Consider the following 17,018-nt stretch of genomic DNA (forward strand, 5'->3'; position numbering starts at 1 on the left):
CGCAGTTATGCGGCTGATTATTTACATCGTCAAAGTGGAATTGCAAGCTCCATGGTTACCGGTCCAGCAAATTTCCCAACGGCCCGAAATCGAAAGCGAGGTGATGTTCAAGAACGCAAAGTAAAAGAATGGAATCGATGGGATTCTAAGGCCTTAGCTCGAATCAAGAAAGAACTCATAAATGAGCCACTTCCAACTGATAACCCAACTGAGGAGCTGAGTCGGCAAAAAGAAAAACTTCAAGCGCTAAAAGATCTTCAGATAAACTATAGAGCGATTAATGCCGCTTATCGAAAGTTTAAAAAGGACCCATCATCATTAGATAGCCAAGACTTATCCGATGTGGTGAAAGAAAGGATACGAAATTGGAAACCGGACTATAGTTATGAAACGGCTCCTATTCAGCCCTATCAAATGAGCAATAATAATGCGAACATCAAGCGAGTTGAGCAGCGCATTAAGGAGTTAGAAGTTAAAAGTAAGATTGCGGAATCAGGGAAAACACCAGAAGTTAAGTTTGATGGTGGTGTAGTCGTGTTAAACGCATTAGATAATCGTATTCAGATATTCTTTGATGATAAGCCGGATGCCAATACCAGGGATGAGCTTAAAAAAAGTGGATTTAAATGGGCTCCCAGTAAGAAGGCATGGCAGCGCATGGTTACCGATAATGCCATTTTTAAAACAGCCAAGCTTTCTTTTATTAAAAGTGAAGGTCCTTGGGAAGATTTATTTAAGGTAAACCAAAGCAAAAAGAAAACACTAAATCCTATTTCTGATCCAAAGAAAAAGGAATGGAAAGTAGATTTAAAAGCTTTGGCCGCTTCTATCCGAAACCTATTGAATTTAGGCGGTGGAAATGCCGTAAAAGTTAGTACCAAAACTTCAGGAGAAAACCGATCTGATCATCACATCTTTATTGAGATGCGAGACGGTTCAAGCTTTGATAAGCGCACTAGAAATATTTTGGAGAGCTGGCCACTGGATAAAGGACAGGTCAAAGGTTATGGGCTAAAGATTTACACGGGCCAGGCTATGCAGGTTCAGGAAGCTATTAAGGAGGTTTCAGCGGCTGATGATTTTAAAGAGATTATTGGCTGTCCTCCAATGAAGGACGGTAAACGGTTAATTGATGCTGAAAGCATTCGCAAATTAGAATCCTGTATAGCCAACTTACCCCAAACAAAAAAGCAACATACCAATGAGGCAGGAGAATACCAGGCCGATCGCTTAAAGCTGCATGCCAAAATAATAGGCGAGTTTAAGAAGGATGCAAAATGTACCGGTGGTAAAAAGCCAATTGCAATTCTTACGGGCGGAGCACCTGGAGCAGGTAAAAGCACCTTTTTGAAAAACTTTGCTCCTTGGCTTTTATCTGATAGTGTTTATCACATTGACGCAGATGAAGTAAGGGCAAAATTGCCTGAATATAAGGGATGGAATGCAAGTGCCACGCATGAGGAAACTAGCGATATCACTAAAAAACTGATTCGTGAAATTGGCAAGCCTTGTGAATATGACCTTATTTATGATGGCACCATGAATAAGGCCAAAAAGTATGGGCCCTTAGTAACTCAACTTAAGGATTTAGGGTACCAGGTATTTGTGATTTATCTCCAAGTTCCAAAGGAGCTAAGCAAACAAAGGGTATTAGATCGATACAAAACTTCAGGGCGTTATGTTCCGATGTCGGTAATAGATGAAATTTACGAAAATGGCCTTGAAGCGTATGATGAAGTAATTAAGAGCGCGGATGGCTTTATTCGAGTGAATGGTGAAACCCAAGAGATTGTTGAAAAGGGAGGAATGCAGCTTCCGAAAAGGCGAAAGTTAGCTAATCAACCATCTAAAAGTGAGCCTTCAAAAGCAGATCGAGATTCGATAGGTACTATTCGTAAAGAAATCAATGAATACTTGATTTTATCAGAAAACCAAGTGAGGAATTTTGCGGAAAAGATTAATCGCTTAAGAAAAGTCAATAGCCAAAAAATAGATGGATCTCAGATTAATAAAAAGGTACTGCCTCTTACGGCTGACGGCCTATTCCGATGGGCAAAAAATCCCGGGGCATACGATTTACCTGGAATAGATGCTCCAGATGAAACAAAACCAACCATCAAACCGAGAAAAATCAAAAAGTTAGAACCCGCTAATTCTTCCTCTGGAGGCTTTTGGCAACAATTATGGAATGGTAAATGAAAAGCTTAATTTTACAGAACAAAGCCGTAGCAGTAGCCATTTTAGTGGCTCTAATTATTCTAATAGCTGTTTACTACAAGGGTCGTTCCGATGGTAGTGAGCCGGGTTTCTTCACTCGACTTTTTGGCTTAGATGATAATTCCGATAATACGGGGTCCAAGGATGTTGTTCGAAAGGTATATGTTTCAGATGGGACCGGTGATAATGCATGGAATCCTCAATCTGTAACCGATCGACTTTATCAAACTATTCAGGACCATCGTTGGTATTCTCCTAATGGTACGGATATCAATAATGCATTTGCCACCTTTAACTCACTTTCCTACAATCAGAAGATTGCAGTTATAAATGACTGGGAACAGCGTATCAAAGGATTAGATGTGAGTGGATGGGGTACTGGTGATTATGGGTCTCTTTACGATACCATTAGCCAATGGCAAGGAAATTTTCAGCCTCAAGTAGAAATTGCTTGGAGCTGGATGAATAGTAATCAAATTGAATAATAGGTATGGCCGGCAAAGGTTTATTTAAAGTTTTAGTTGTTCCAGCAGGAGGTAATCCAATTAATCCGTTTAACAATCAAGTGTTTAGCAGGATTGTGGTTACTAATCAAGACCCAGGTGATTCCGCTAAAATCACTATTAATGGCCAAGAGGATGATATTTTACCCGGGGAACAAATGGATTACTGGAGCCAAAATTCAGGCTTGGCCATGGTAGTTCAAAGTATTAGTGCCGGTCTCAATGATAATTTTATTATTCGGGCATTTACCTAAGATTTTAAGGCTATGACGATATTAGAACGTATTACGAAACTTTACCGAGATAATTTTAACAGTACCACGCATGGCACGCACCGGGATGTTCTTAATGAGCTGGCCGGTATTCCAGTTAAAACCATTGAGGCCGATTACAATTTGTCCGATGACGATAGAGGTTATTGCATTCAAAGCCTTTCAGATGATCCCGTAATTGTTCGTATTCCATCGGATATATCCGAAGGGTTTTTCTGTACCCTAGAGCGTTTGGGCTCTGGATCTTTTGAATTTAGGGGTAATGGTTTTACAATTAATGGAGTAGAAGATTTAAGCATTTCCATTGAAAACCAATGGAACTCAGTATATGTTCGGGTTTATGGACCTACTCGGGCTAAAGTTGAAGGCTCATTTTTACAAAATTAATGGCGCAATTATTTAAAATACTAGCTCCAATTTTATCTACTAGTGAATCTGCCGCTAATCTTTATCGACAAGCTGTAATTGCAGCCGGTGGCCAGGTAGAAAGCATTACTTGCTATCAAGCAAGTATTAATGCTTTAGATGCGGTAGATATACAAATGCTGACGACATCTTTAGCTTATAAAAGAGCAGTTGAAACCGATGGTGGGTCTGTAGAAAGTCCATTCTGTTATAGACAAAATTTAATTGCTTTCAATTCGGTTGAAATTCAATCTTTAGCAGCATTACAAGCATATCAGGCCGCAGTAGAATTAGATGGTGGATCCTTAGAAAGTCCTTTCTGCTATAGGCAAGGGATTATTGAACTTAATAATGTGAATTTATAATGGCAACGGCATTTGACAGCGCAAATATTTTGATTGGAAAAGGTGGGGGTTTTAAGGCTGGTACCCTTTATGGAGAAAGCCCAAGCTCGGGATTAGGGACATTAGTAGATTTTGATGCTGTTCAAAATACTTCTAATGCTAGTCGCGTCAATAGTACGGGGCAAATTGAATTTGTGCCCGCTAATACGCCCCGATGGTGTTGGGCGGAATTAGGGAACTGTCCAAGCCTATTGGATGAACCTGATCGGACAAATTTTGCCACGGATAATAGCACCCCTGCAAATTGGTATAATTCCACTTTAACGCCTGCTGAGCCAGGCGCATTTGAACTAAACAATAGTTTTGACTGGGGCCTATATACCCAAAACGGCACTACCAATAATTTAGGATTTGTCTATGGGGGTTTTTCACCAGGCCAAAACTGGGCAATTAGTTTGTATGTGAAAATATCAGCTAGTGGGGATTATATCGGGGTAAGAGAAACCGGGAATGGTATTGGGGTAGTGCGTATTTCTACCGAAACTGTAACTACAGCCGGAGGAGGAATTTCTTCCGTAAAGGTTTACGATACTGTAAACGATGACATTAAACGAGTAGTAATTCTAGGGACTACTTTGGGCGCAAATAATTTATTCCTACAGTTACCCAGTAGTGGGGCAATTCTGGAGTTGATGACGGTAATACGTTGCAGTTAACGGCTTTTCAATTAGAAGCTGGCACATATGCAACTAGCGTTATTAGAACAACCGGCTTGGCGCGTACCCGAAATGCGGATGTAGTTTCATCTAGTGCAATTGGAGCCTTATTGGAGGACTTAGAAGGGAATTTTTACCTAGAAGCCACGGTCTTTGATGATACGGTAAGTAATGTAATCGAGCTTTCCCAAAGTGGAGCTGAATCTACAAACGCCATTCGCATTGATATTAATGGTACTGGAATTGAGGGGACTTGTGTTGGTTCCGGAGGTACTACTTCTATTTCTGGAGCTCCGGCCGTAGCCGGTACCTACAATAAAGTTTGTTTCAACTATGGGGCAAGTGGTATGAGCTTGCATGTAGACGGAAGCACGGAAGGCAGCGCATCAAATGGAGGTCTGCCTAGTACTTTGAATCAGTGGCGTTTTACGGATGGGACAAATCCATTTAGGGGCAGGATCCGGGTTTGCGCGTATAACCCGAATAAGCTAAATGCCACCGAATCTAACAATCTAACAACATAATTGGAATGAATATAGATGTGAAGATTTATTCTATTGCTTATCCTAATTTACAGGACCTAACAGCAGCTTTAAAAGCTAAAGGAGTACTAAATGAGGCTGGCCAATATGCTGCGCAAACGCATTCGGTTGTGATTTTAAATCATGTACCGGTACAAAGGGCGCAATATGATCAGCAGGGTAATCTAACTCAACAAGAAATCCTTTCTCCCCTTACTCATGCCGATGTTATGAGCGAAAATTTGAACCTAGATTTTGGGAATAACATTAGTGAGTTGAATGCATTGTTTCATTCGTTTTAAACCTAAGTTATGGATTGGAATAGACCCCGCACTACAAAGGAGCTTTACGATCGCTTTTTACAATTTTTCTGTATTGAAGAATTAGTAACTCCGGAATGTCATGCAAAATTTAAAAATCGAGGAAACTACTTTTTCCTCTCTCGTTTTGATCCGCGACTACTGACAGTAATTCTTTGGGCACGAGAATCCATTGACCGGCCTTTTTATGCCAATAATTGGCATACGGCTAATCCTGGGGAAACGGTATATGATGAGCGGGGATTGCGCGATAATCTTTGTGATATTGTTCAAGGAAAAACACAAGTCTATATTTCCGGCCATGTTTTGGGAATGGCTTTAGACTTCAAGGTAAAGGATATGCCGGCCCCTAAAGTTCGTCAATGGTTTATCGAAAACCAAAAGGATTGCCCCTATCCAATTCGATTGGAAAACAATTTGAATGGCGTTCCAATTTCCTGGGTTCATTTAGACGTTTGCGATGATCCTTATAATTCAAAAGTCCATTTATTTAATGTTTGAGGGCATGCAAATCGATATCGATCAAATAAAGGTTTGGGGTTTCAATTTAACTACCCTGGTAGTTAGTTTTTCAGATTTGGCCTCTTCAGTTTTAAGTATGATTGGAGCTGGATTAGCAGTAGTCTATACAGGCTATAAAATTCGGTTATTGCACCTAGAGCAGAAACAAAAAGCAATACAAGATGAGTAGTATTTGGCAGAAAATCAGCGGTATTTTCACCGGTGGGGATATGGTAAAGCAAATTGTAGATGGTGTCGATCGCTTTGTAACTACCAAAGAAGAAAAGGCGCAGTTAGAAAACATTGCTCTTCAAATTGCCCATGAGCATGAATTAGCGCTTCAGTCAGAAGCCTTCAAAGTTGAAATGGAATTTAACCAGCGAATAAAGGACCTGGAAGGTACGGCAAAAGACCTGGTGCAAGCCGGTTGGATGGGGCGTGTTGTGCTGTTTTTAAGAGGGGCACAGCGGCCTATTTGGGGCTGGGGAACCATTATCATAGACGTACTTTATTTCTTAAAGCGTCTGGATTTAACGCCTACCGGTGAGGATATGCTTTATACTATTAATATGATTGTCCTGGCTTTCCTTTTTGGCGAACGTACCATTCAAAATGTCGCCCCCCACTTTAAGGAGCTCATTCGGGCGAGAAAGCAGCCCGTAACTGAATAAGAAAAGCCCCTAATTGGGGCTTTTTGGATTTAGAATACTTTGGACAAATTCTAGCGTAGAATCTTTTTAGTTTTCTGAAAGAACATATTAGGCGTTTTGGATGGCGTCGATTAAATCAGCTTTATAAGCGCCATAAATTTGAATCACTACCGGATCTAACTTTTGACCTTCAATGCCTTTTTGCCATAGGTCTTCAATCATTTTAATAATCTCTTTTTTCGGACGTCGGTAAAAATGCAGATTACAAATAATGTCTGATTTGAATTGGAGAATACTATGAATGAGAAACTCATTGGATAGATCAATATCTGCAAGAACATTATCAGTGCACTGATTAATAACTTTCTCCGTTATTAGTCTTGCCAACTGCTTGTGCTGATTGTTTTGAAGGTCCACTCCAAAGCCTAAATGCCCTAATCGACTATCTATATCCCGAGGCTTTTTTGTGCCCCGTTTTCCTTTGATACTAACCCAATTAAACTCTGGTGCTAAAAAGGGATAAAGCCAAACGGGAATAAGGCATATTTCTGGATTACTCAAATCTTTAAATCCTAGGTCAATGCGCTCTTCGCGACTAAGGTCATTCGGATCAATCGAAAAATCACCTTCAGACTCCTGAACCAAGGAAGGGATTTTAGAAATTCGTTCAAACCAATGCTCGGGCTGGCCATGGGCATAAAGTAAGGCCTCAATAGATTCGTTGAGAATAAATTCACGAATGATCTTACATTTTTCAAAAGTGCTTTGGTAACTCATATTAAGCAATAATATTTTGGGAAAATTCGATTGTAAACCAGCGAGAAAAACTGATGTACCAGCATTCGAGAGGCTTGGAATAAGCCACCCGGTTTTCTTTCTTTTTAAAGCGGTAGCTCATTCTGTAACATTCTAATTCGCTGCCAAAGAATGTCACAGTAGGGTCTAAGGGAAAAACCTCGCACTTCATGCCATATTCTTTGGTTAATCGATTTTGGAGGTCCAGTACGGTTATAAGCATGGGCTCTTTGGTAAAAGGGCAGATGGGGTGTTTTGTCGCACGCATAAATAGTAGTTTAATATTCATCAAATATAGAAAAATCTGCAAAAAGAAAAGAAAAATATTCGAAAGTGATTTTTTTGGGCATAAAAAAAGCCCGGGAAAATCCCGAGCTTTCAACCTAATAAATGTATCCAGGTTAATAAAAATAGGCGCCACCCCATCGAAAGGGCTGCGGCTGACGATGCTTATAGCTACCCACTGGCGCGAAATCCTTTCCGGAAGGTCCAACATTGATCACCGGCTCACACAATACGGCTGCTACCTGTAGGCTTTCCACCTGGTAGAAATCAACCGCTTCGATCTTTAGATCAATAGCCGTGAAAGATTCCGTTGCATCCACTTCGCAAAAAATGGGCGCTTCTGCATCTTCAATAACCTCTGCTAAGCTGACTACTGGCGCAAACGCTAAGCCCGCAAGCACTAAAACAAGATGTTTTTTCATGTTTGAGATTTAGATTAGACAAAAACGAGCTTTAAATATATGTAGAATAATCTACACTAATCACTAGGCAAAACTTCCCAATCTTTTGCCAATGAATCAGGTACAGTTGGACACCAACTGGTGATCAAGTTGCTAGAATTAACTAAAGCAAATTGATCTTGATAATAAATTGCGTCAATTTGATTATTGGAGAAATCAAATCGTTTTTGAAACTCCTTTTTTACCGATTCGGGCAAAGATTGCATTTTAGGTACTATTTCTTTCTTGATTATAGAAGGAACTTGTCTAAATACAAACTTTCCGCTATCCGCCCAGGATTTGCGTCGGGCCATTTTACCCTGTTCTAATGCATTGATTGCATCGCCAAAACTTAAAGTCATAATTCAATATTTATATTACTTGTCGAAATATAGAAAAATCTACACTTTAAAAAGTTTCTTATTGAATCGCTTCAAAGTTGTCTTTGAAATATTGCTCGGCCACTAGCCATTGATCTTTATAGTTTTTCGGGTTTCGAGCAATCATATCTCCCAGCTTAGGAGATCCATGATTGATATCTTCTGGAGAAATTGAAACCTGAATGCCACCAGGAAGAACTAAAGCATGTTTAAGCTTGAATAGGTCAATATGCTCTTGGGTAACTTCGCGTAATTCAGCGATTTGTTTACGACGGTATTTTTTAAACTCTGACATTGGTACTAATTAAAATGAACAAATAGATTTTAAGATTGAGCTTCTTGGTATTTGGCTCTTTTACTCCGGTTGGTTTCACTTTCATAAAGCCACCAAAGCGCTTCCCTTAATTTTTGTTCTGCAATGAAATTTGAACTACACTGAAAATGAACTTGAAGATTCAAATATCTTAGACGGCTGAGTAAAGCTTTTAGCACTTCTTCCTCAGTAGTGCCATTTTGGATCGTCTTTAAAGGCCCATTAGAGTTAGGTAGTTCATCTCCAGGGCAGGATTGTTCGACAAAAACTAGACACTGATTGGATTTACCTTCATAGTTTTCGAGGTTGTATTCATGTCCCCATCGTTCTTCAGTCATAATGTAAATTTTGTGGTTGCATCAAATGTAGAAAAATCTACCTCATTGATATTTAATTCTACTCAAAGGCTTCAATTTCCGGGTTGGCCCCTTTCCCCCGGGCGGCATATTGATCGGTTTGGCTTACATCATAATGGCGGGCTTGGTCGCGTACTAAAATGGAAGGAATACCCGCCCGTAGCATATCAGTAATGCCCGTATCCTTCAGGGAATAAAATTGATAAGCCTTTAAAAAGCCGAGTTCCTGACGAAGTTTGGTCCATTGATCACTAATTTTTTTGGGGCTTAAAGCCTTGGGGCTTGGCCTAAAATCGGGACCGGTAAAAAAGTGCTGATCGGACGCATTTTTTAGATAGATACGCAAAACCGTTGCCACGGTTTTAGGGATGGTAATCGTATCATCTTTGCGGTTCTTAGAATACTTGGCCGGAATAAGCACCGTGCAACGCTCCAGGTCAAAGTGATGCACGCGAAGCTTAGTAATTTCTGTACGTCGGATAAAAAGATAATATTCTACTAAACAAAGCACATAGTAACCGTAATTGGTCTTTTCTAGGTGCTTGAAAATTCGAAGCCGTTCTGAAGGGGGAATGATTTTTCGTTTTTTCTCACTCTCTGGGATTTTCCGCAGGCCCAAGGCTGGATTTACATAGAGGTAGCCGGCCTGAATCATCCATTCGCAAAAATTGTGAAGAAAGCCTAGGTAATTATTGCGGGTCCGCGCTGATCGTCCTAAATCATGGTAGACAAAGTCTAAAAATGTGATAATGGCTTCTCGCTGAAAGCCCACACAATTGGTATGCTCCCAATGGGGAATATGCTTTTCAATCATCGATAGATACGACCGGTATGAGCGCAAAGTATCAGCTCTTACGGTGCCCTCTTCAAATCGTTTTTCCTTTTCGCGTAAAAACTCGCGGGCCGCATCCGGTAATAAACTCTGCGATCGTGAAGCTAATTCCTCTGCCAGAGGATTCCAGCCCCGGGCCAATCGCTCATTTAACTGCCGGCACATTTCCTTTCCCTGGCGCCGGCGCTCACTAATCTTTTCAATGCGATTCCATTTAATGCGTCGCCTGGAGAGTTTCCCCGTGCGCGGATCTATCACATAAAAAGCAATATACCAGGTGGCCCCTTCGTGGAGCTTGGCAGGATAGTAAGGTAAAACGGTAGACATGGCAAATGCGGGTTTTAGCTGTGCTCAGGCCACGTAAAACGTGATCTGTTGTCAAATTATTGACCCGTATTTGTCCCGGTTGGGTTTTTTAGAAGGCAAAAGCCCTGATATACAGGGCTTTTATTGATGGTAGTAGCGGGGGCCAGACTCGAACTGACGACCTTTGGGTTATGAGCCCAACGAGCTACCAACTGCTCCACCCCGCGATATGTTGTTTCCCTATTGGGGCGGCAAATATAAAAGCTTTTTGGGAACTGACAAAAAGATTATTGAATTCTATTAATTTAGTGGCATGGCCAGATACCTGATCGTCCTTTTACTATGCCTGGGATGGGCTGGAAATCCGCTCCTTGCGCAGGGAAGACCTTATACTGCAGAGTACTGGGAAAAAAATTGGCGCGACTGGCCTCGCCCGCGTTTTGATTATCGAATTGACTCATTTGCAGCGGTTCAAAACATCGTGCAAAGGGAATATTTTAACAGCGGTTCGGATGTAAGTGGCGAGCGCTACTTCCATTATGCACGCTTTCAATACCCGGATCAGTCATCCATCGACAATTGGTCAAAAATCTTGTTTCAGCTACCCAACTATGAAATTCTAAAGGATATCGACTTTCGCATTTGGGAAGAAGATATTCTGGTTTATGAAGCCCGGGCGGCCAGTATTCGAAATTATTTTTTGGATAGCCTGATAGCAGATCCTCACAGCGGAAAACTCTTTGCCTTTAGCTTGCAGTTCCCAGAATTAAAACCAGGGCAAATTGTTGAAGTGATGATAAGTTTGGAGGGCGCTCCTTTGCCCTATAACCTTGGCTTCAATGAGGTTTTTCCCATATCAGAATCTATACAAAGGATAAAGGTTTTGTCTGCCTACCCTTTGCAATTTTCGGCTTCGGAGGTAGTGGAGCAGAGCAAAGAGCGCATCTATGAGAATATTTTTTACAGCTTTAAGAGCAGTAATTGCAAAGCTTTGAACTTGGAACGGGGATTAACTACCGTTCCCGCAGAGCTGCCTTCGGTTTGGCTGGATTGGAAAGATCAAATCTTTATATACGACCGCGAAGAAAATGGCTCCTGGTCGCAGATAATAGATCACATGTTTTATAAAGGAGATGTGCAGGATTACGCGGTTTATCAAAATACCTTAGATCAAGAATTTGGCCTGCAGCAATACTATGGTTCGTGGGTACGTCCCGTGCGGTATTTTCATGAACGGTCGGAGAGCTTATCCAATAATGAGGCATATGCAGCGGGCAGATGGAGGCTTTCCCGGGCTTATGCCGAAAGGTGGCTGGCGATTGAAGATCAATTGCGATCCATTATCGAGGAAAATTCAATTCCTAATTGGCGGGAGGCCATGGATGTTATTTACCGGGCTCAAGAGACTACGGCAAAGGCTTATATCCGCAATATGCCTGTTTACCCTCCGGTATTTACGGAGTATGGCCTTTTTTGCTCTCATTATGAAGCGCTTTTCAGTCACTTTGATATTGAGCATCGTCTCGTCTTTTTTTACCCCGAAAGAAGTGGCGTTCCGGCCATCGATTATCCTTCACCCTGGCCGGCTTATGCTAGAGGAGTGGCTTTTCGGCCTTCGCCGGATGCAGAGTGGCAATACATTTTTCCCGGCCCATATTTAGGTCAGTATTTTTATCCGGGTACTATCCCGCCTGATTTTCAAGGAGGCACAGCCCTCTTATTTCAAAGGTTTGAGAAAAAGCCCGATTTGGTGAATTTACCGAAGCTTAAGCCTGAAAATCACAAAGTAGAATTTCGTCGAAACTTAGTGCTGAGGTCAGATGTGAATCGTTTGATTATTCGAGATAGCACTTTATTTAGCGGGGCTTTTCGATCTATTCTAGCACATGCCTATATCAAGGGAGATTCGGCGCAGGACATGCTAGGTTTTACCAATTATCAATTACTACACAATGCCTTATTAAGCGATTCTATTTTAGTGCAAGCCGCTGAGAGCCAAAAACTGCAGGATACCATCAGCATGAATCTGGATTTGTCAAAGGGTTTAATCCTTAAAAATGCACCTACCCCCGACCGGGCCTTTGCCTTGCCTATGGTTTACAGTGCCAAATGGGTGTGGACCTTTGAAAGTAAGGATAGTTTAATTTGGATAGGATCGGGGCTACCGGAGGAACATAGCCCCCTTTATGAGCTTCAGAATTCATGGCAAAAGATTTCAGACTCCAAGTATGAATTTTATTTGGACCTGAAGATGAAAAAGTGCTTCATCAAGGAGGAGGAAATTAGGCTTTATCAGCATCTTTTTGACTTTTTAAATTCGGAGCATTCGATCAATATTGGGCGTTTAAAAAGATAGGATACCAAAGGGACTGCAAATAGCTGTGACATAGGCCTAGGGATTGCCTTATATTTGCCGCGACCAAACAACCTTTATGCCTAGATTTATCCTGCCATTAGTATTGGCCCTCTGTTTCAGTTCTTCTCTTTGGGCCATTTATCCGTATTCAACCGTTACTTGGGAAGAAGAGCGATTTCAGGAAAAGCGACAATTGGATCCATATATAGGAGATGGGGATTATCAATACCGCAAAGACTATCTTGATTTTTACTTCTACAGTTTTGAGCGGATGGAGGAGCATTTCTCGCGGCACTATATTCAGCAATTTGCAACCGACAGTTCTATTCAGAGAAACAAGAGTCTTATGATTTTTTCTGAATATGGTGGAAGTTTTGAGACTTTCGGTTACCGTGTTTGGAAAGATGGGCAGGTAATTTATGAGCCAAGAAAAAAGGAGCTTGATGACCAAGTTAGTGTTGCCTTGACCGGAAGGTCTATTCAATCTAATATTCGTGTAAAACTTGAAGGTTTAGTGCCGGGCTCAGTCCTGGAAGTGTTTTACCGTGTTAAGGACATTCATTTTCCTAAAAGACATCTTTTGAATTGGGATAAACCGATAAAGCAATCGGAACTGGAAGTGAGCTATCGCAGTGATCGAGACTTGATTTATGGTAAACATCCTAGGGTAGAAGTATCAGATACCTCCAAGCACAATATCCGTGTTTATAATTTTAAGCTTATGGGGGCTTTTCCCGGTCCCAAAGTTTCAGGTTTGGATGTGCATAGTAACCATGAGCCTTATGTGAGTTTTGATTGGCGGCATTTGGTGGACTTTGAAAATGGTCGAACCTATTCGTCCTGGTACGAGTATATTCCTGACCTGTTTTATAATGGAGATATTTACGATTTTAATGACTTTGAATGCTGGGATAATTTAAATTTTGGTTACAGGATTTATCTATCTCCTCAGGTAAATTTGGTTAATAGTTACTCCAATCGTAGTTATATTGATGGCTTCCTTTATATGTTGTCATTTACACGGGTTTCGCGCAATAAACCGGTTATGACGGCCCTGGAAGATCTGATAGCCTATACCGATAGTCTTGCGGCGGATACCAGTTTAAATATTGTGGAGTCTGTAAGGCTACTCAGTCGAGAGGTAAACCAATTTGTTATTCTGACTTTAGGTCATAAAGAAGCACCGCCCATTGTGTTTGCGCATTACAGTCTCTTGTCAAAGTTTTACTTTCAGCTATTGGAGAAAAGAGGCTATCCAGCCTTCCCTATTTTGATGAAAATGAAAAGAACAGGGACTTTTGATCCTTCCTTTATCTCTAGTTCACAGTTTCAAGCTATGGCCATGGGCTTCATGGATTTAGAAGGCAAGTTTCATTTTGCTTTTTTAGGTCCTTATTTGGGTAATTTTTATGAGGTAGATCATTTTCCTTCTGAGTTTTCGGGTGGGCAAGCCATTGCTTTTAATCTGAATGAAAAATCGTATTATAAATTAGATTTACCCTATAATCCAGCTGCTCAAGATGGATTTAAGAAGCTACTTACTTATAAAGTTGATCTTCAGAATAAGAGCTATGAATTAAGAGAAGATTTTGAATTTTATGGGGCCTTCCGAAATCGGATGTACTATGAGTATATCGTCCATCCAGACAGTGCTTTTGATTGTCATACTGCTTCGGAATTTGTTCGAACCAATAATGGGGTGTTTAACCGTAGATCTTATACCGTAAATTCGGGGAAGAAAGTCCTAAATGAGAATTCATTAAGAATAAGTTTAAGGGATGCCATTGTTTTAAAACGCTTCCCCGCAAAGGCAAATATTTACGCATTGCCTTTGCCTTATGAAGTGAACTATCAGCTTAATATTGAGGCGGATCAGGAATTTGAATATACCCTAGATCGGCCCGAAAGCTATAATGGGAAGGTTTTCCGCTTTGAGCTTATTGAGAAACGCTATTCTCCCAATCAGATAGGTTTGATTGTTCAGGTTTCGGTGCCGAATCATTTTCTGGTAGGCGCTGACGCAAAGGAAGTAGAGGAGCTTTACAATAGGGCTTTTAGAGGACTGAAAATACAATTGACACCAAAAGAATGAAACATCGTGCTGGCTACGTAAATATTATCGGTAACCCTAATGTGGGTAAATCCACTTTATTGAATGCCCTATTAGGAGAGCAGTTATCGATTACCACTCCAAAGGCCCAAACTACCCGTCATCGGATTTTGGGCTTTTTAAATGGTGAAGATTATCAGATTGTTTTTTCAGATACTCCAGGAATCATTAAACCGGCTTATACGCTTCAGGAGCGTATGATGGATTTTGTGCATTCCACTTTCGAGGATGCTGATGTGTTTCTTTATCTGGTGGAGCCGGGTATTCGCTCTTTAAAAGACGAGCAAGTCTATGAAAAGCTGAAAAGGGTGAAGGAGCCGGTGTTTATCATTCTCAATAAAATTGATACCATCGATCAAACTCGTTTGGAGGAGGAAGTGGAATACTGGCATTCCGAATTTCCGGACGCTGCGATCTTGCCGCTCTCGGCTTTAAATCAATTTAATATTGATGTTTTAACCGATCGCCTGAAAGACCTTTTACCGGAGAGCCCGCCCTATTACGATAAGGAAGATTTAAGCGACCGCAATGAGCGTTTCTTTGTGGAAGAGATGGTGCGTGAGCAAATCCTGTTCAATTACTCTAAAGAGATTCCCTACGCTGTTGAGGTGAAAGTGGAAGAGTTTAAAGAAGAGGAGTCGATCATCAGGATTCGCGCAAATATCTATGTAGAGCGCAATACCCAAAAGGGAATTTTGGTGGGTGCCAAAGGCAGTATGATTAAGAAAACCGGAACCGGTGCTCGCAAGAAAATGGAGTCCTTTTTTAAGAAAAAGGTTTTCCTAGATTTATTTGTGAAGGTGCGAAAAGACTGGCGTAGTAATGATCGCGACTTAAACCGATTTGGCTATAAGTCCTAATCGCAATCGCAGCCCCAGGTAGATTCTATATCCCAATTTGATGCACATTCATAAAGCCATTTAAGGTCACGGGTGCCCAAGAAATTTCGCCTCAAATCAATTTTGCGAAGACCGCTGTGCTGGCATAGCTCAGGGCTGATGTATTTGATTTCACAGTCCCAAAGATCCAGCCATTTCAATTGACTAAGCTTTAGTACACCGGCATTCAAACTGTCTATTGGGTTTTGATCTAAATGCAATTCTTTCAAATGCTGGCATTGCTGCAATACTTGAGGAAGGTGTTTAAATTGATTGCTGGATAGATGCAAAACTTCTAAATCTGTAAAGAGGCCGAACCAGGTAGGTAAGGAGTCTAATTCATTCTTAGAAAGGTCCAGTTCTTTGAGCTGAAGGCAATCTTTTAATTCAGCCGGAAGGCTAGTTAAATCGCAACGACTTAAGTCGAGTGTTTCGATTGAGGAGCGATTACTATCGGCTAGGAAATGTTTTAATCTGGATTGCCCTTCCGCCGAAAGGCTAAAGATGAGCAAGTACAGCGCGAGCAGCTTCTTCATCTTTCTGCAATTGGGCTTTTAAAGCTTCCGGTCCATTAAACTTCATTTCATTTCGTAAGCATTTATGGAAGTGCAAGCTGAGTTCCTGTCCATAAAGGTCCTCGTTAAAATCAAAGAGATGGGCTTCTATGGTTTGGAATTTTCCACCGAAAGTGGGGCGAATGCCAATATTACACATTGCTTTTTGCGGAGCCTTTTCACTTTGATTGGGGAAGCTTACCGTAATGGCATAAACACCATTGGCCGGAACAATTTTATAACTGTCCTTTACCCGAATATTGGCGGTGGGGAAGCCGATAGTATGACCAATGTGCTCACCTTCTACAACTTTGCCAGTTAAAGGAAAGGCGTATTCCAGGTATTCATTAGCTATTTCAATGGTGCCTTCTTCAATGGCCTTGCGAATTTTAGTGCTGCTTACGGTGGTGTCTTGAATATCCTGCGCCGGGATTTCCTCTACATCAAAACCATAAAGAGGACCATATTCTTTTAGATGCTCAAAGCTGCCTTCGCGATTTCGGCCAAAATGATGATCGTAACCAATTACCAGTTTTTTGGCGCCAATTTGATTCACCAAAATATTGCGTACAAAATCCAAGGAACTGGTACGAGAAAATTCGGTGGTAAAGGGGTGTATGATGAGATGATCTAGACCAGTTGATTTTAAAAGCTCAATTTTTTCTGTTTGAGAATTGATCAACTTTAAATCAAGATCGGGTTGTAAAACCAACCGCGGATGCGGAAAGAAGGTGAGGAGTACACTTTCGCCTCCAATAGTATGGGCAACATTGTTGAGTTGAGCCAGGATTTTGCGATGACCATGATGAACGCCGTCGAAAGTACCAGTTGTGACCACCGCTTTCTCCAGTTTTTGAAAGTCATCGATCGAATAGTAAACCTTCAAATTTTCAGTGTTTTAGAACGTGTAGAGAGGGGCATTTCCTCCCTGTTAGTTACCTGTTCAAAATTAGCCAAATTAAAT

At 41.1% G+C, this 17,018-nt stretch carries 23 protein-coding genes and 1 tRNA gene; 14 read left to right on the plus strand and 10 right to left on the minus strand.

All coding sequences use genetic code 11. From position 1 onward, the window contains the following. Positions 1–414 precede the first annotated feature (414 nt). From H4K34_RS11510 to H4K34_RS11560, 11 genes are read left to right on the plus strand one after another with little or no spacing between them, the layout of a single operon-like run. The gene (locus H4K34_RS11510; RefSeq protein ID WP_210757552.1) at positions 415–2,199 is read left to right on the plus strand and encodes a zeta toxin family protein; all 1,785 of its coding nucleotides are present in this window, start codon (positions 415–417) and stop codon (positions 2,197–2,199) included. Next, positions 2,196–2,702 carry a hypothetical protein gene (locus H4K34_RS11515; protein WP_210757532.1) on the plus strand — a complete coding sequence of 169 codons (507 nt, stop codon included), beginning with the start codon at positions 2,196–2,198 and terminating at the stop codon, positions 2,700–2,702. Before H4K34_RS11510 ends, H4K34_RS11515 begins: the two co-directional genes overlap by 4 nt. Positions 2,703–2,707: 5 nt before the next feature. After that, positions 2,708–2,974 carry a hypothetical protein gene (locus H4K34_RS11520; RefSeq protein ID WP_210757533.1) on the plus strand — a complete coding sequence of 89 codons (267 nt, stop codon included), beginning with the start codon at positions 2,708–2,710 and terminating at the stop codon, positions 2,972–2,974. Between the two features lie 12 nt (positions 2,975–2,986). Next, the gene (locus tag H4K34_RS11525) at positions 2,987–3,379 is read left to right on the plus strand and encodes a hypothetical protein (protein ID WP_210757534.1); all 393 of its coding nucleotides are present in this window, start codon (positions 2,987–2,989) and stop codon (positions 3,377–3,379) included. Beyond that, positions 3,379–3,762, plus strand: coding sequence for a hypothetical protein (locus H4K34_RS11530; protein WP_210757535.1), 384 nt, complete (start codon positions 3,379–3,381; stop codon positions 3,760–3,762). The genes H4K34_RS11525 and H4K34_RS11530 overlap by 1 nt, the downstream gene beginning before the upstream one ends. Beyond that, positions 3,762–4,457 (plus strand): hypothetical protein, encoded by a 696-nt coding sequence (locus tag H4K34_RS11535; RefSeq protein ID WP_210757553.1) that lies wholly within the window; start codon positions 3,762–3,764, stop codon positions 4,455–4,457. The genes H4K34_RS11530 and H4K34_RS11535 overlap by 1 nt, the downstream gene beginning before the upstream one ends. 56 nt (positions 4,458–4,513) lie before the next feature. Beyond that, the gene (locus tag H4K34_RS11540; RefSeq protein ID WP_210757554.1) at positions 4,514–4,981 is read left to right on the plus strand and encodes a hypothetical protein; all 468 of its coding nucleotides are present in this window, start codon (positions 4,514–4,516) and stop codon (positions 4,979–4,981) included. A 5-nt stretch (positions 4,982–4,986) separates the two neighbouring features. After that, positions 4,987–5,280 (plus strand): hypothetical protein, encoded by a 294-nt coding sequence (locus H4K34_RS11545; RefSeq protein WP_210757537.1) that lies wholly within the window; start codon positions 4,987–4,989, stop codon positions 5,278–5,280. Between the two features lie 9 nt (positions 5,281–5,289). Beyond that, positions 5,290–5,799 carry a hypothetical protein gene (locus tag H4K34_RS11550; protein WP_210757538.1) on the plus strand — a complete coding sequence of 170 codons (510 nt, stop codon included), beginning with the start codon at positions 5,290–5,292 and terminating at the stop codon, positions 5,797–5,799. Between the two features lie 4 nt (positions 5,800–5,803). Further along, complete coding sequence (locus H4K34_RS11555) at positions 5,804–5,989, plus strand: hypothetical protein (RefSeq protein ID WP_210757539.1); 186 nt, start codon at positions 5,804–5,806, stop codon at positions 5,987–5,989. After that, positions 5,982–6,470, plus strand: coding sequence for a hypothetical protein (locus H4K34_RS11560; RefSeq protein ID WP_210757540.1), 489 nt, complete (start codon positions 5,982–5,984; stop codon positions 6,468–6,470). The genes H4K34_RS11555 and H4K34_RS11560 overlap by 8 nt, the downstream gene beginning before the upstream one ends. 87 nt (positions 6,471–6,557) lie before the next feature. Here the strand turns inward: H4K34_RS11560 and H4K34_RS11565 are convergent, their stop codons facing one another. From H4K34_RS11565 to H4K34_RS11600, 8 genes are all read right to left on the minus strand, one after another. Further along, a complete protein-coding gene (locus H4K34_RS11565) occupies positions 6,558–7,226 on the minus strand; it encodes a hypothetical protein (RefSeq protein ID WP_210757555.1) in 669 nt (222 codons plus the stop codon). Between the two features lies 1 nt (position 7,227). Next, positions 7,228–7,512, minus strand: a complete 285-nt coding sequence (locus tag H4K34_RS11570; protein ID WP_210757556.1) for a hypothetical protein — start codon at positions 7,510–7,512, stop codon at positions 7,228–7,230. Between the two features lie 133 nt (positions 7,513–7,645). After that, positions 7,646–7,951 (minus strand): hypothetical protein, encoded by a 306-nt coding sequence (locus H4K34_RS11575; RefSeq protein ID WP_210757542.1) that lies wholly within the window; start codon positions 7,949–7,951, stop codon positions 7,646–7,648. Positions 7,952–8,007: 56 nt separating this feature from the next. Further along, positions 8,008–8,331 (minus strand): Thoeris anti-defense Tad2 family protein, encoded by a 324-nt coding sequence (locus tag H4K34_RS11580; RefSeq protein WP_210757543.1) that lies wholly within the window; start codon positions 8,329–8,331, stop codon positions 8,008–8,010. A gap of 58 nt (positions 8,332–8,389) precedes the next feature. After that, positions 8,390–8,644, minus strand: a complete 255-nt coding sequence (locus tag H4K34_RS11585; RefSeq protein WP_210757557.1) for a hypothetical protein — start codon at positions 8,642–8,644, stop codon at positions 8,390–8,392. A 29-nt stretch (positions 8,645–8,673) separates the two neighbouring features. Further along, positions 8,674–9,000, minus strand: a complete 327-nt coding sequence (locus H4K34_RS11590; RefSeq protein ID WP_210757558.1) for a hypothetical protein — start codon at positions 8,998–9,000, stop codon at positions 8,674–8,676. A gap of 58 nt (positions 9,001–9,058) precedes the next feature. Next, a complete protein-coding gene (locus H4K34_RS11595; RefSeq protein ID WP_210757559.1) occupies positions 9,059–10,177 on the minus strand; it encodes a tyrosine-type recombinase/integrase in 1,119 nt (372 codons plus the stop codon). A gap of 133 nt (positions 10,178–10,310) precedes the next feature. Then, a tRNA-Met gene (locus tag H4K34_RS11600) sits at positions 10,311–10,383 on the minus strand. A gap of 86 nt (positions 10,384–10,469) precedes the next feature. On the opposite strand from H4K34_RS11600, the gene H4K34_RS11605 reads away from it, so the two are divergent. From H4K34_RS11605 to era, 3 genes are all read left to right on the plus strand, one after another. Then, positions 10,470–12,512 carry a hypothetical protein gene (locus H4K34_RS11605; protein ID WP_210757560.1) on the plus strand — a complete coding sequence of 681 codons (2,043 nt, stop codon included), beginning with the start codon at positions 10,470–10,472 and terminating at the stop codon, positions 12,510–12,512. A 76-nt stretch (positions 12,513–12,588) separates the two neighbouring features. Then, entirely contained in the window at positions 12,589–14,604 is a 2,016-nt protein-coding gene (locus H4K34_RS11610) for a hypothetical protein (RefSeq protein WP_210757561.1), read from the plus strand. Further along, positions 14,601–15,482, plus strand: coding sequence for a GTPase Era (gene era / locus H4K34_RS11615; protein ID WP_210757562.1), 882 nt, complete (start codon positions 14,601–14,603; stop codon positions 15,480–15,482). The genes H4K34_RS11610 and era overlap by 4 nt, the downstream gene beginning before the upstream one ends. On the opposite strand, the gene H4K34_RS11620 is transcribed toward era, so the two are convergent. Together H4K34_RS11620 and H4K34_RS11625 are read right to left on the minus strand one after the other, a co-directional pair. After that, positions 15,479–16,036 carry a leucine-rich repeat domain-containing protein gene (locus H4K34_RS11620; RefSeq protein WP_210757563.1) on the minus strand — a complete coding sequence of 186 codons (558 nt, stop codon included), beginning with the start codon at positions 16,034–16,036 and terminating at the stop codon, positions 15,479–15,481. The two genes, era and H4K34_RS11620, sit on opposite strands and share 4 nt — an antisense overlap. Next, positions 15,999–16,940 (minus strand): bifunctional riboflavin kinase/FAD synthetase, encoded by a 942-nt coding sequence (locus H4K34_RS11625; RefSeq protein WP_210757564.1) that lies wholly within the window; start codon positions 16,938–16,940, stop codon positions 15,999–16,001. Before H4K34_RS11625 ends, H4K34_RS11620 begins: the two co-directional genes overlap by 38 nt. Between the last annotated feature and the right edge of the window lie 78 nt (positions 16,941–17,018).

Origin of the sequence: Croceimicrobium hydrocarbonivorans (genome assembly GCF_014524565.1) — a bacterium.
In the GTDB taxonomy this organism is placed as follows: Bacteria; Bacteroidota; Bacteroidia; order Flavobacteriales; family Schleiferiaceae; genus Croceimicrobium; species Croceimicrobium hydrocarbonivorans.

What these genes read in the sequence shown, in the direction of transcription:
- H4K34_RS11510 (WP_210757552.1), top strand. Translation starts at nt 415, where the DNA reads ATGAGCAATAATAATGCGAACATCAAGCGAGTTGAGCAGCGCATTAAG.
- H4K34_RS11515 (WP_210757532.1), top strand. Translation starts at nt 2,196, where the DNA reads ATGAAAAGCTTAATTTTACAGAACAAAGCCGTAGCAGTAGCCATTTTA.
- H4K34_RS11520 (WP_210757533.1), top strand. Translation starts at nt 2,708, where the DNA reads ATGGCCGGCAAAGGTTTATTTAAAGTTTTAGTTGTTCCAGCAGGAGGT.
- H4K34_RS11525 (WP_210757534.1), top strand. Translation starts at nt 2,987, where the DNA reads ATGACGATATTAGAACGTATTACGAAACTTTACCGAGATAATTTTAAC.
- H4K34_RS11530 (WP_210757535.1), top strand. Translation starts at nt 3,379, where the DNA reads ATGGCGCAATTATTTAAAATACTAGCTCCAATTTTATCTACTAGTGAA.
- H4K34_RS11535 (WP_210757553.1), top strand. Translation starts at nt 3,762, where the DNA reads ATGGCAACGGCATTTGACAGCGCAAATATTTTGATTGGAAAAGGTGGG.
- H4K34_RS11545 (WP_210757537.1), top strand. Translation starts at nt 4,987, where the DNA reads ATGAATATAGATGTGAAGATTTATTCTATTGCTTATCCTAATTTACAG.
- H4K34_RS11550 (WP_210757538.1), top strand. Translation starts at nt 5,290, where the DNA reads ATGGATTGGAATAGACCCCGCACTACAAAGGAGCTTTACGATCGCTTT.
- H4K34_RS11555 (WP_210757539.1), top strand. Translation starts at nt 5,804, where the DNA reads ATGCAAATCGATATCGATCAAATAAAGGTTTGGGGTTTCAATTTAACT.
- H4K34_RS11560 (WP_210757540.1), top strand. Translation starts at nt 5,982, where the DNA reads ATGAGTAGTATTTGGCAGAAAATCAGCGGTATTTTCACCGGTGGGGAT.
- H4K34_RS11565 (WP_210757555.1), bottom strand. Translation starts at nt 7,226, where the DNA reads ATGAGTTACCAAAGCACTTTTGAAAAATGTAAGATCATTCGTGAATTT.
- H4K34_RS11570 (WP_210757556.1), bottom strand. Translation starts at nt 7,512, where the DNA reads ATGCGTGCGACAAAACACCCCATCTGCCCTTTTACCAAAGAGCCCATG.
- H4K34_RS11575 (WP_210757542.1), bottom strand. Translation starts at nt 7,951, where the DNA reads ATGAAAAAACATCTTGTTTTAGTGCTTGCGGGCTTAGCGTTTGCGCCA.
- H4K34_RS11580 (WP_210757543.1), bottom strand. Translation starts at nt 8,331, where the DNA reads ATGACTTTAAGTTTTGGCGATGCAATCAATGCATTAGAACAGGGTAAA.
- H4K34_RS11585 (WP_210757557.1), bottom strand. Translation starts at nt 8,644, where the DNA reads ATGTCAGAGTTTAAAAAATACCGTCGTAAACAAATCGCTGAATTACGC.
- H4K34_RS11590 (WP_210757558.1), bottom strand. Translation starts at nt 9,000, where the DNA reads ATGACTGAAGAACGATGGGGACATGAATACAACCTCGAAAACTATGAA.
- H4K34_RS11595 (WP_210757559.1), bottom strand. Translation starts at nt 10,177, where the DNA reads ATGTCTACCGTTTTACCTTACTATCCTGCCAAGCTCCACGAAGGGGCC.
- H4K34_RS11605 (WP_210757560.1), top strand. Translation starts at nt 10,470, where the DNA reads ATGGCCAGATACCTGATCGTCCTTTTACTATGCCTGGGATGGGCTGGA.
- H4K34_RS11610 (WP_210757561.1), top strand. Translation starts at nt 12,589, where the DNA reads ATGCCTAGATTTATCCTGCCATTAGTATTGGCCCTCTGTTTCAGTTCT.
- era (WP_210757562.1), top strand. Translation starts at nt 14,601, where the DNA reads ATGAAACATCGTGCTGGCTACGTAAATATTATCGGTAACCCTAATGTG.
- H4K34_RS11620 (WP_210757563.1), bottom strand. Translation starts at nt 16,036, where the DNA reads ATGAAGAAGCTGCTCGCGCTGTACTTGCTCATCTTTAGCCTTTCGGCG.